The 12,349-nt window shown below is 67.7% G+C and carries 11 protein-coding genes; all 11 read right to left on the bottom strand.

The genetic code is table 11. From position 1 onward, the window contains the following. Positions 1-557 (bottom strand): NAD(P)-binding protein (locus OXU42_09770; GenBank protein MDE0029672.1); only part of this gene is annotated, 557 nt, incomplete at its 3' end. Between the two features lie 25 nt (positions 558-582). Further along, on the bottom strand, positions 583-2,025 hold the full coding sequence (locus OXU42_09765) for an NADH-quinone oxidoreductase subunit N (protein MDE0029671.1): 1,443 nt from the start codon (positions 2,023-2,025) through the stop codon (positions 583-585). After that, entirely contained in the window at positions 2,022-3,590 is a 1,569-nt protein-coding gene (locus tag OXU42_09760) for an NADH-quinone oxidoreductase subunit M (GenBank protein ID MDE0029670.1), read from the bottom strand. Before OXU42_09760 ends, OXU42_09765 begins: the two co-directional genes overlap by 4 nt. Further along, the gene (gene nuoL, locus OXU42_09755) at positions 3,587-5,497 is read right to left on the bottom strand and encodes an NADH-quinone oxidoreductase subunit L (GenBank protein ID MDE0029669.1); all 1,911 of its coding nucleotides are present in this window, start codon (positions 5,495-5,497) and stop codon (positions 3,587-3,589) included. Before nuoL ends, OXU42_09760 begins: the two co-directional genes overlap by 4 nt. A gap of 1 nt (position 5,498) precedes the next feature. Continuing rightward, positions 5,499-5,807: an NADH-quinone oxidoreductase subunit NuoK gene (gene nuoK, locus OXU42_09750; GenBank protein ID MDE0029668.1), complete on the bottom strand. Its 309-nt coding sequence runs from the start codon at positions 5,805-5,807 to the stop codon at positions 5,499-5,501. After that, a complete protein-coding gene (gene nuoJ, locus OXU42_09745; protein ID MDE0029667.1) occupies positions 5,807-6,322 on the bottom strand; it encodes an NADH-quinone oxidoreductase subunit J in 516 nt (171 codons plus the stop codon). Before nuoJ ends, nuoK begins: the two co-directional genes overlap by 1 nt. Continuing rightward, positions 6,319-6,834, bottom strand: coding sequence for an NADH-quinone oxidoreductase subunit NuoI (nuoI, locus tag OXU42_09740; protein MDE0029666.1), 516 nt, complete (start codon positions 6,832-6,834; stop codon positions 6,319-6,321). The genes nuoJ and nuoI overlap by 4 nt, the downstream gene beginning before the upstream one ends. A 45-nt stretch (positions 6,835-6,879) precedes the next feature. Further along, positions 6,880-7,836 (bottom strand): NADH-quinone oxidoreductase subunit NuoH, encoded by a 957-nt coding sequence (gene nuoH, locus OXU42_09735; protein ID MDE0029665.1) that lies wholly within the window; start codon positions 7,834-7,836, stop codon positions 6,880-6,882. Position 7,837: 1 nt separating this feature from the next. After that, positions 7,838-10,537, bottom strand: a complete 2,700-nt coding sequence (gene nuoG, locus OXU42_09730) for an NADH-quinone oxidoreductase subunit NuoG (GenBank protein MDE0029664.1) — start codon at positions 10,535-10,537, stop codon at positions 7,838-7,840. A 5-nt stretch (positions 10,538-10,542) separates the two neighbouring features. Continuing rightward, complete coding sequence (nuoF, locus tag OXU42_09725; protein MDE0029663.1) at positions 10,543-11,811, bottom strand: NADH-quinone oxidoreductase subunit NuoF; 1,269 nt, start codon at positions 11,809-11,811, stop codon at positions 10,543-10,545. A gap of 32 nt (positions 11,812-11,843) precedes the next feature. Next, the gene (nuoE, locus tag OXU42_09720) at positions 11,844-12,323 is read right to left on the bottom strand and encodes an NADH-quinone oxidoreductase subunit NuoE (GenBank protein ID MDE0029662.1); all 480 of its coding nucleotides are present in this window, start codon (positions 12,321-12,323) and stop codon (positions 11,844-11,846) included. Positions 12,324-12,349: the final 26 nt, after the last annotated feature.

Genomic DNA, 12,349 nt, shown 5'->3' with positions numbered 1-12,349 from the left:
GGCATGTCGAACACGTTCGTCGCCATCAGGAAGTTGACGAACATCGGCTTCAGGATCTTGTACCTGAAGTCTCCGGAGAAACGGCCGAAGTTGAGCACCGTGCCCATGCTGAAATAGTTGAACGGATTCAGTGCATTGAGCAGTCTCGACCTGGAGCGGTTGAGCCGGCCGAACCACTTCAGGCGCCTCAGGAGCTTCTGGAATCTCTCGATTTCCGGCTGCAACTGCCTCTTGATGTCGGAGTCGAAATCGTGCGCATAGACACCGCCGTGATACTTCACGCTGTAGCTGAACCGGGTATCCACCGGTTCGATGCCGTATTGCCGCATGAGCAGAAGGATATGGTGATAGACGGAGGGGATGCACGCGGTGACGGAGATGTCGAACGGAATCGAGGTACCGTCGTCCTGCGGCATGTCCCCGGTAACGGCATTGCCGCCGATCTGCCCGCGGGCTTCGAACAGCCGAAAATCGAACCGGTCCGGGTGCCGGTGCAGCGCCCACGCGGCGCCCAATCCGGAGACGCCGGCGCCGATGATGGCAACCCTTCTCGGCATTGCCGTCGGCGAAGCCTTTCGCCCCTCAGGCCAAGGTACCCACGGCCGCCTGTATGGCGCTCAGCAGCGACGCGGGGTAGATGCCGAACCAGATCAGCAGCACCGTGAGGCCGGCGAGCACGAGTCCCTCCGGGAGGGAGAAGCGGCGGGTGGCGGACAGGGGCGAGGACGGGTCCTCGGGGGCGGACAGGTACATGGTGATGATGATGCGCAGGTAGTAGTAGAGGCCGATGACGCTGCTCACCACCAGCAGGATCACCAGCGCCCACAGGTCGGAGAGCACGCCGGCGGTGAGGACGTAGAACTTTCCCACGAAGCCGGCGGTGAGCGGGATCCCCGCCAGCGAGAACAGCATCAGCGACAGCGCGCCGCTTACCCACGGGCGGCGCCAGAACAGGCCGCGGTAGTCGCTGATCTCGTCGGCTTCCTTGCGCTCGTCCGAGAGCGCGGTGATGATCCCGAAGATGCCCAGCGAAGTGATGAAGTAGGCCACCAGGTAGAAGGTCACCGCGTGCGACCCCTCGCGGGAGGCGGCGATCACCGCCACCAGCAGGTAGCCGAGATGGGCGATGGAGGAATAGGCCAGCAAGCGCTTGAGGTTGTCCTGCAAGAGCGCCAGCAGGTTGCCGAGGAACATGGAGAGCACCGCGATCACCGCCAGCACCGAGGCCACCGAGTCGTAGTCCAGGAGCCCGCCGTACTGACCGTAGCGCAGCAGCAGCGCCACCATGGCGCCCTTGGAGACCGTGGTGAGGTACGCCGTGACGGGCGTGGGCGCGCCCTGGTAGACGTCCGGCGCCCACATGTGGAACGGCACCACCGCGAGCTTGAAGCCGGCGCCGATGATCACCATGGCGAAGCCGCCGAGGAGCAGCACGGAGGGCTCCCGGGTCTTGGCCGCCAGCACCGAGGTCATGGCGGTGAAGTCCATGGTGCCGAGGTCCGCGTAGATGAGCGCCATGCCGAAGAGCAGGAAGGCCGCCGACGCCGCCGCCAGGATCAGGTACTTGATGCCCGATTCCAGCGCCGTGCGCGTCGTGCGCAGATACGCCACGAGCCCGTAGAGAGAGACGCTCAGAATCTCCAGCCCCAGAAAAAACGAGATGAAGTGGTTGCTGGCGGTCAGCACCGCGCAGCCGAAGGTAGCCAGCGTGAGCAGGAGATAGAACTCCTCGCGGTTGCCCGGCACCCGCTCCAGGTAGCTGTACGAGAGCACCACCACCACCATGGTCGCGGCCGACAGAAGGCCGATGTAGAAGAGCGCGTAGCCGTCGATGATCAGGAGCGGCGCCAGCGGCGGCACGGCGCTGGTGGCCGTGCCCGCCAGCAGAACCAGCGGCAGCCCCATGCCCACCAGCGAGATGAGCGCGGCGAGCCGGTGGCTCCGGTGGAACGAGATCACCAGCATGAGCACCAGTGGCGTCAAACCCAGCAGGACGATGGGAGTCAATGCGCTGAAGGGGTTCAAGGCCGCTCACCTCCAACCGGCGATGTCGACGCGACGGCGCCGGACGCCGCGCTTTCCGTCCCTTCGGGGCGCGCGGCCGTGGCGCGGGCTTCGGCGGCGAACTTTTTCATCTCGGCGAGCGCATGCCCGGAGGTGGTCAACACCGGCTGCGGGTAGAGTCCGAGCCACAGCGTCGCGCCGATGAGCGAGGCCATGATGGTCATCTCCCGGCCGCTGGTGTCGTCAACCTGCCAGTCCCCGGTGTTGGCCCCGTAGTAGACCTTCTGCATCATCCACAGCGAGTAGACGGTGGCGGCCACGAGGCCCACCGAAGCCAGCACCGTCAGCGGCATGTTCACTTGGAAAGCCCCCAGCAGCACCAGGAACTCGCCCACGAAGCTCGCGAGCCCGGGCAGCCCCAGCGACGCCATGGCGAAGAACAGCCCCACCCCGCCCATGCGCGGCATCACCGCCCACAGTCCGCCGAACCGGCCCAGCTCGCGCGTGTGCGTGCGGTGCTGCAGGTCTCCCACCATGATGAACAGCGCGGCGGCGCTGAAGCCGTGGGACAGCATGATGATCACCGCCCCCTGAAGCGCCAGCTCGTTCCCGGCGAAGATCCCCAGCAGCACGAAGCCCATGTGGCTGATGCTGGTGTAGGCCACCATGCGCTTCAGGTCGGTCTGGCCCAGGGCCAGGAGCGCGCCGTAGAGGATGCCCACCACGGCCAGGATCATGGCCGCCAGGGCGAAGTCCGCCGCCGCCTGAGGGAACATGGGCACCACGATGCGGAGCATGCCGTAGGCGCCGATCTTGAGCACCAAGCCCGCCAGCGCCACGCTGCCCGCGGTGGGGGCCTGGGTATGGGCGTCGGGCAGCCAGGTGTGGAACGGCACCACCGGGAGCTTCACGGCGAAGGCGATGAAGAAGCCCAGCATCAGCCACATCGCCTTGGTCTCCGACATGACCGTGCCCACGAGGTCCAGGTAGTCGAAGGTGAGGACGCCGGTGGACTGCCAGTGCACCACCACCAGCCCCAGGATGGCCACCAGCATCAGCAGGCCGCTCCCCTGGGTGATGATGAAGAACTTGGTGGTGGCGTAGACGCGGTTCTCGTAGCCCCAGATGCCGATGAGAAAGTACAGCGGCAGCAGCGAGATCTCCCAGAAGGCGAAGAAAAGGAACAGGTCGAAGGCGATGAACACGCCCGACAGGGCCGTCAGGATCAGCAGCAGGTTGAAGTGGTAGAACCCCACCGAGCGGGTGATGGACGTCCAGGAGGTCAGCACCGCCAGGACCGTGAGGAAACTCGCGAGCAGCAGCATCAACAGGCTGATGCCGTCCACGGCCAAGTGGAAGCTGATGCCCAACTGCGGGATCCAGGGGTGCTTGGAAGCCATCAGCCAGCCGCCCGGCGCGGGCACGACCTCGGTGAAGAACACGCCCCAGGTCACCAGCAGCAGCAACAGGTGGAGCAGCGCCGTCCCCAGCGCGATCCAGCGCGCCCACGGGTCGCTCCACCGCCCCGCGATCCACGCCGCGAGGCCGCCCGCGAAAGGCAGAAGCAGGATCCAGGCAAGGCTCATAGGATGATCACCAGTCCCACGGTCAGTACCGCGCCCACCGCGATGCCGGTGGCGTACCACCGCACCGCGCCCGTCTGGGTCATGCTCGCGACGAAGTGGAGCGTCTCGGTGACGAAGGCGACGGCGCGATAGAAGAAATCGATGAAGTCGTCCTTGTTGACCTTCGCGCACCACAGCCAGGGCTTGACGAAAAGCGCGTCATAGAGCGCGTCGAAGCCCCAGCCGCTGAACCACAGGCGTTCCAGACCGCGCGCCCACGGCTGCGCCGCGATGCGCTCCATGGACCCGGGCGACGCCATCACCAGCGTCCACACGAGCCAGATGCCGCCCAGCGACGCCGCCGCCGCCAGCAGCTCGAACAGAAGCTCGGTGCCGTAGCTCGCGTGCACGCCGTGATACTCGGGCAGCGCCGTGTTCAGGAAACCGGAGAACAGGGTCAGCGAGCCCATGGTGTGGGGCAGCTCGATCACCCCGGCCGCCACCGACAGCACCGCCAGGACCCCCAGAGGAATGCGCACGCACGGGCCCGGCTCGCGGATGGGCATGAGATGCCGCACCCACTCCGTAGCCTCGCGGTAGAAGGTCAGGAACACCATGCGGAAGGTGTAGACGGAGGTCAGAAGCGCCCCGGCCAGCGCTCCGGCCCACAGCCAAACGCCGCCGATCTCGGAGTTGTACGCGTTCCAGATGATCAGGTCCTTGCTGTAGAAGCCCGCGGTGACCACCGGCACGGCCGCCAGCGCGCCGGAGCCGATGAGGAAGCACCAGAATGTGAACGGCATCTGCCGGCGCAGGCCGCCCATGCGGTACATGTCCTGCTCGTGGTGCAGCGACATGATCACCGCGCCCGCCCCCAGGAACAGCAGCGCCTTGAAGAAGGCGTGGATCATGAAGTGGAACAGCGCCGCGGACCAGGCGCCCACTCCCAGGGCCAGGAACATGTAGCCGATCTGGCTGATGGTGGAGTAGGCGAGCACCCGCTTGATGTCGGACTGCACCAGCGCGGCGAAGCCCGCCATCAGCAGCGTCAGCGTGCCGATGACCGCCACCAGCGTCAGCACCGCCGGCGCCAGGGTGAAGAGCACGTGGGTGCGGGCGATGAGGTAGACGCCCGCGGTGACCATGGTGGCCGCGTGGATGAGGGCGCTCACTGGCGTGGGCCCGGCCATGGCGTCCGGCAGCCAGGTCTGGAGCGGGAGCTGCGCCGACTTGCCCACGGCCCCGCCCAGCAGGAGCAGCGCCACGGCGGTGGCCATGCCCGAGCCCGGCTGAAACTGCTGGCCGGCCCGCTCCAGGAGCGCCTGGATATCCAGGGTGCCCAGCTCCGCGAAGAGCAGGAACAGCGCCATGAGCATGGCCGTGTCCCCCACCCGGGTGACGATGAAGGCCTTGCTCGCGGCCCGGCTGTTGGCCTCGTCCTTGTAGAAGAAGCCGATCAGGAGGTAGCTGCACAGGCCCACGCCCTCCCAGCCGAGCAGCAGCAGCATGAGGTTGTCGGCCAGGAGCAGCGTCAGCATGGCGCACACGAACAGGTTCATGTACGCGAAGAAACGGCTGTAGCCCTCTTCCTCCTCCATCATGTACTCGACGGAGTAGAGATGGATCAGGAAGCCCACGAAGGTCACGACGAAGATCATCGTCAGCGACAGGGCGTCGAGATGGAAGGCGAAGGCGGGACGGAAGCCGGCCACGTCCACCCACACCCACAGGGTCTGGACGAAGCTGCCGCCGGCGGGCGGCGCGGCCATGAAGCTCAGCCCCACGAGCAGCGTCACCACCGCCGACAGGCCCACGGAGCCCGCGCCCACGTAGGCCACCTCGGTGCGCGACAGGCGCGACCCCACCAGCGTGAGGGCGGCGAAGCCGGCGAGAGGAAAGGCGGGTATCAGCCACAGCAGCTCGAGCATGTCAGCCTCTCAGATCGCTCACCGTGTCCACGTCCAGGGTGTTGAAGCGATAGTAGAGCTGCACCACCAGCGCCAGACCCACCGCCACTTCGGCCGCGGCCATGGCCAGGATGAAGAAGAACATCACCTGTCCGTCGGCCTGGCCCCAGTGCGCCCCCGCCACCACGAAGGCCAGGGCGGCGGCGTTGAGCATGATCTCCAGGGACAGGAGCACGAAGATGATGTTGCGGCGCACCAGGACGCCCGTGAGCCCCAGCCCGAACAGCACCGCCGCCAGCACGAGTCCGTGCTCCATGGGGACCGCGGCCATCAGCACTCGTCCTCCTCGCCCTCGGAAGGCACGCGGCGGCCCAGGTGGAACGCGCCCACCAGACCGGCCAGCAGGAGCATGGCGGCCAGCTCCACCCCCAGCACGTAGCGGCCGTAGAGGGCGGCGCCCACGCGCTTGACGCCCACGCCCGCGGGAGCGCCCGCGGCGGCGGGCTCGGTGGCGACCACCACCAGGAACTCGACGAACAGGATGGCCGTAAGGATCGCGGGACCGATCCATGCCTTGGGCTGCAGCCAGCGGCGTTCCCGGGCGGTCACCTCGGCGCCGAGGTTGAGCATCATGATCACGAACACGAACAGCACCACGATGGCGCCGGCGTAGATGATCACCTCCAGGGCCGCCACGAAGGGCGCCCCCAGGGTGAAGAAGATCAGCGCCAGCGACAGCAGCGACACGATCATGTACAGCAGCGCGTGCACCGCGTTGGAGCGGGTGATGACCATGGCCGTCGAGATGACCGCGACGGCGGCCGCGAGATAGTAGATGAGCGTCACGGCAACAGGCTCTTCACGTCCACGGGCTTGTCCTCGTTCTCGGACGCACCCTTTTCCTTGCCGCTGACGGCGAGGCCGGCGACCCGGTAGAAGTTGTAGCCGGGATACTTGCCCGGGCCGTTGATCAGCAGGTCCTCCTTCTCGTACACGAGGTTCTGCCGGTTGTAGTCGCACAGCTCGAAGTCCGGCGTCAGTTGAATCGCATAGGTCGGACACGCCTCCTCGCACAGGCCGCAGAAGATGCAGCGCGAGAAGTTGATGCGGAAGAACTCGGGATAGCGCCGGCCGTCCGGCCGCTCCCCGGCCTGGAGCGCGATGCAGTCCACCGGGCAGGCGGCGGAGCACAGGTAGCAGCCCACGCAGCGTTCGTCGCCGTCCGGATCCCGCGACAGGATGATCCGCCCGCGGTACCGCGGCGGCAGGTACGGCTTCTCCTCGGGGTATTGAACCGTGATGGGGCGCCGGAACAGGTGCAGCAACACCGTCCAGATGGTCCGCAGCATGCTTAGCATCGATGGTTCCTCATGACGTTCGGGCACGACGACATCGGCAAACCCTCAAGCCTTCCAAAGCAGCAGCGCCCCGGCCGTCACCACCAGGTTGAGCAGCGACAGCGGCAGGAGCACCTTCCAGCCGAAAGCCATCAACTGATCGAAGCGCGGCCGCGGCAGCGCCGCCCGCAACAGGATGAATATCAGGATGAAGAACAGCAGCTTCAGCCCGAACCACACGATCCCCGGCAGCACCGGCCCCATCCAGCCGCCGAAGAACAGCGTCACGATCATCGCCGCGATCACCGTCACGCCCACGTACTCGCCGACGAAGAACATGCCGAACTTCATCCCCGAGTACTCCGAGTGGAACCCCGCCACCAGCTCGGCCTCGGCCTCGGGCAGGTCGAAAGGCAGACGATGGGTCTCGGCCAGCCCCGCGATGAAGAAGATGACGAACCCCAGGAACTGGGGCACGATGAACCAGATGTCCTGCTGGGCCGCGACGATATCGCGCAGGCTGAAGGACCCCGCCATGAGCACCACGCCCATGAGCGAGAGCCCCATGAAAACCTCGTAGCTGACCATCTGCGCCGACGCCCGGAGCCCCCCAAGGAGCGCGTACTTGTTGTTGGAGGCCCAGCCCGCCAGCACCACGCTGTAGACCCCCATGGACGACATGGCGAGGAAGAAGAGAAGCCCGATGTTGAGGTCGGTGACGCCGATGGTCTCGGTGATGGGGATCACCGCCACGGACATGAGCCCGGTGATGACGATGACCGCCGGGGCCAAGGTGAACACGGCCCGGTCGGCGAACGGCGGGACCCAGTCCTCCTTGGTGAAGATCTTGATCATGTCCGCCAGCACGATGCCGAGCCCCAGCGGACCCACCCGGTTGGGTCCGTAGCGGTCCTGCAAGAGTGCCAGGAAGCGCCGTTCCAGCCAGATGAGCAGCGCGGCCAGGATCAAGGGTGCGTTCAGCACCCCGAGGATCACCGCGACCTGTAGCAACACGTCCGTCACGTCACACCCTGCGACAGCGGCTCCTGGCCGGAAGGTCCACGCCCCGGAGGCTGCCGATTCCAACGGGCACGCCCAGCACGCCGACGGTCATGCTCGACATGAGGCGCGCCGGCAACTGGAACATCCCCCCGTCGAGCTCGATCTCGACGAACTCGCCATCCTGGACGCCCAGCGTCTGCGCGTCCTCCGGGCTGAGCGCGGCGTACGGCCCGGGACTCCGTTGCGCCACCGCCGGCGTCGCCGCGCTCTGCTCGTCGGAGCCGAAGATGTGGTGCAGCGGCACCACCAGGAACTCGCCCGCGCGGCGCCTGAACGCGGGCGGGATCTCGTCGGTGTAGGCGGCGGCCCCGTTGGCCACCGGCTCGATGAGCCGCAGGCCGGGGTCGCCCCCGGCGAGCGCCCCGCCCACTTCGGCCTGGAACTTGTTGAGCGACTGGACGGAGTTCCAGCCCGGCGCCCAGAAACGCGTGATCAGCGGCGACGGCGGCTGCTGCGGATAGCCCTCCATGGTGAACGCCAAGGGAGAATCCGGGTCTTCCGGCGGCTTGGGCTCGTGCACGTTCACGTCGGCGGACACGGCCGTGCGGCCGCTGGCGCGCGGCGACAGCCGCGGCACCTTTTCCCCGTTCACCCGGAACGACGCGCCGGCCACGCGTTCCGGCAGTCCCTCGAACGCCGCCACCGCGCGCCCCAGCGCGGCCAGGAGATCGTCGGGCGAGCGCAGCCCCGTCAACTCGGTGCGTCCGGCCGCCTGGGCCAGCTCCCCCAGCCAGCTCCACGCCGGCTTCACCTCGCCCTCGGGCACGAACACCTGGTAGAAGCGCTGCGCGCGGCCCTCGTTGTTCACCATCGTGCCCTCGGTCTCGGCGAAGGTACCCGAGGGAAACGCCACCTCGGCGCCGGCCACCGTGTCCGTGGCCGAGTGGTCGATGGCCACCACGTGGGCGGACGCCAGCATGGCTTCCACCGAGGCGCGGCCCACCCGGCGGTAGAGGTCGTTCTCCAGCACCACCACCGTGTCGACCAAGCCGTCGGCCACCCGCTGGAAGGCCTCGGCGGTGCCCATGGCGTTGAGCAGTCCCAGGCCGAAGCTGTTGCATTCGGCCGCGGTGAAGCACAGGTTGGCGGCCCCGGCCCCGCCGAGCGCCCGCGCCACCTGCGCCGCCGCGTCCACCACCGCCTCGCTGCCGCATCCGGACCCGGACACCACCACCGGCCGTTCCGCCTGCCGCAGGGCACCGGCGATGGCCTGGACCGCCGCCCGCTCTTCCCGCGACAGCCCTCGCACCGGCGGAGCGGTGGCGTCCAGCGCGCGCGCCACGGCGAAACCCAGCCGCGCCACGTCGTCGGGCGCTCCCCGAAAGCACTGGGTGGCCACTTCGTCGAGCCGGGTGCCCGCCGGCGTGGCGATGTACAGCGGTCCCTTCTGCTGCTGCATCACCTCGTTCAGCGCCGCGTCGTCCCAGCGCGGAATGCGCAACTGCATGGCCTCCCTGCGCGGCGCCTGCTTCACCGCCTGGCGAATCGCCAGTGCCAGCAACGGCGCCGTCTGGGTGACGTCCTCCCCCAGCACCAGGACCGCGTCGGCGGACTCCACCTCGCGCAGCGACGGCGTGCGCACCCCGGCGCCGCGGAGCACGTGCAGCATGCGCGCCACCAGGTGCTCTTCCCCGGGGGCCATGCCGCTGAAGAAGTTCCGCGATCCCACGAGGGTCCGCAACGCGAAGTTGGCCTCCACGGACGCCCGCGGCGAGCCGATGCCGATGACGCGGGACTGCCGTCCCAGGAGGAGCGCCGTCCGCTTGAGCGCCTCCGCGCCGCTTACCGGCCGGCTCTCGCCGTCCTGGCGCAGGCGCGGCTGGCGCAGGCGCCGGTCGCCGTTCACGAAGCCGTAACCGAAACGGCCGCGGTCGCACAGGAAGTAGCCGTTCACCTGGGCGTTGTAGCGGTTGAGGATGCGCCGGAGCTGGCCGTAGCGCTCGCCCGCGATGGTGTTGCACCCGAGGCTGCAGTGGGCGCACACCGACGGCGCGGTCTGCAGGTCCCACTTGCGGGTGTAGTGCTCCTTCAGCGTCTTGTCGGTAAACACGCCGGTGGGACAGATCTCCACCAGGTTGCCGCTGAACTCGTTCTCCAGGGGGCCGTCCTCGTGGCGCCCGAAGTAGACGTGGTTGTGGGAGGCGAAGGCGTCCAGGTCCTTGCCGCCGGCGTAGTCGCGATAGTAGCGCACGCAGCGGTAGCATGTGATGCAGCGGTTCATCTCGTGGTTGATGAACGGCCCAAGCTGCTGGTTGGTGAAGGTGCGCTTGCCGAAGCGGTAGCCGCGGTAGTTGTGCCCGGTCATCACCGTCATGTCCTGCAGGTGGCACTCGCCGCCCTCGTCGCACACCGGGCAATCGTGCGGGTGGTTGCTCATCAGGAGCTCGATGATGCCGGCGCGGAACTGCGCCGCGTCCTTGTCCTTGATGGAAATGCGCGCGCCGTCCATGGCCGGGGTCATGCATGCCATGACGATGCGGCCGCGCTGGTCGTTCTCGTCCCGGTACTGCTTGACCGCGCACTGGCGGCAGGCGCCCACCGACCCCAGGGCGGGGTGCCAGCAGAAGTACGGCAAGTCGAGCCCCTTGGAGAGGCATTCCTCCAGCAGGTTCTTGGCGGGGTCGACCTCGTAGGGCCGGCCGTCGACGTAGATGGTGGCCATGATCGTTACGCTGCGTCGCTCTTGGGAATGAGCTTCTCGAAGTCCTCCCGGAAGTACTTGAGGGCGCTCTGCAAGGGCTCCATGGCGCCGGGCGCCAGCGCGCAGAAGGTGTTGCCCGGCCCCATCATGCGGGTCTGCATCTCCAGCCGCTCCAGGTCGCCGGGACGCCCACGCCCTTCCAGGAGCCCCTGGAGAATGCGCGCGGTCCAGGGCAGGCCGTCGCGGCACGGCGTGCACCAGCCGCAGGACTCCTGGGCGAAGAAGCGCTCGAGGTTGAGCACCATGCCCACCACCGAGGTCTGGTCGTCGAGGACGACCATCAGGCCGGTACCCAGGCGGCTGCCCGCCGCCTGCACCGAGCCGTAGTCCATCTTCACGTCCAAGTGGTCCTCCACGAGGAAATCCGTGGAGGCGCCGCCCGGCAGGAGGCCGCGGAACTTGTAGCCCTCGCGCATGCCGCGGGCGCGCCGCTCGAGGATCTCGCGGATGGTGGTCCCCAGGGGCAGCTCCCACACGCCCGGCCGCCGCACCTTGCCGCTCACGCCGTAGAGCTTGGTGCCGCCGTCCTCGCTGCGGCTCAGACCCAGGTACCACTGGGCGCCGTTGCGCAGGATGGGCGGCACGTTGCACAGGGTCTCGACGTTCTGCACGATGGTGGGCTTGCCGAACAGGCCGCTCACCTGGGGGAACGGCGGCTTGGCCCGGGGATTGGCGCGCTTGCCCTCCAGCGCGTTCAGGAGCCCGGTCTCCTCGCCGCACATGTAGCGTCCGGCGCTGGTGTGCAGGTGCAGCTCGAAGCTGTAGCCCGAGCCCAGGATGTTCCGGCCCAGGTAGCCCTTGTCGTAGGCCTCGGCCAGCGCGCGCGTGATGCGCTCCGCCGCGAGCTTGTAGGCCCAGCGCAGGAAGATGTAACCCTGGGTGGCCTGGATGGTGTAGGCGGAAAGGATCATCCCCTCGATGAGCAGGTGCGGGTTCCCTTCCAGGATCAGGCGGTCCTTGAAGGTCCCCGGCTCCATCTCGTCGGCGTTGGCCACCAGGTACTTGGGCGTGGGCGCGTTGTCGCCCATGGGCACAAAGCTCCACTTCTGGCCGGTAGGGAAGCCCGCGCCGCCGCGCCCCCGGAGCCTGGAGTCCGTCACCTCCTTGAGGACGTCGGCGGGGGTCATCTCCTTGAGCACCTTGCGCAGCGCCTCGTACCCGCCCACCCTCTCGTAGGCCGCGAGGTCCAGCACGCTGCCGTCGGGCAGCAGGTCCCCGGTCAGGGGCTTGTCCATGGATGATCCGTTCGCCATATCGTCCAGTCCGGTCAGGCACCCGACGGATGCCGGTAGCGGGCAAGTATCTCGTCCACCTTGTCGTTGTCCAGGTTGCGGTACAGCTCGTTCCCCACCATCATCGCCGGCCCCCGGTCGCAGGTGCCCAGGCAAGCCATGGGGAGCAGCGTGAACTTGCCGTCCGCGGTGGTCTCCCCCAACTCCACGCCGAGGTGTTCCTTGAGATGGGCACGAATACCCTCGTAACCCATGATCCAGCAACTCACGCTGTCGCACAGGAGGATGACGTTCTCGCCCACCGGCTTGCGGAAGATCAGGTTGTAGAAGGTGGCGACGCTGTCCAGCGCCTCCGGGCTCATGTCCAGCAGCGCGGCGATTTCCTTCAGGTGCTCGTCCGACACCCAGCGATGGTGCTCCTGGACGATCTTCAGCGCCTCCACGCACGCGGCCTGGGGGTGGTCGTAGTGGGCGGCCTCGGCCCGGATCCTCTCGCGCTCGTCTTGCGTCAGCATGTCGTCGTCGCCCTTCGACTTCGCTT

It is taken from the genome of Deltaproteobacteria bacterium (assembly GCA_028818775.1).
Taxonomy (GTDB): Bacteria; Desulfobacterota; Binatia; order UBA9968; family JAJDTQ01; genus JAJDTQ01.
Note: the sequence above shows the minus strand (reverse complement) of the source record. Positions and strands in the feature narration are given on the sequence as shown.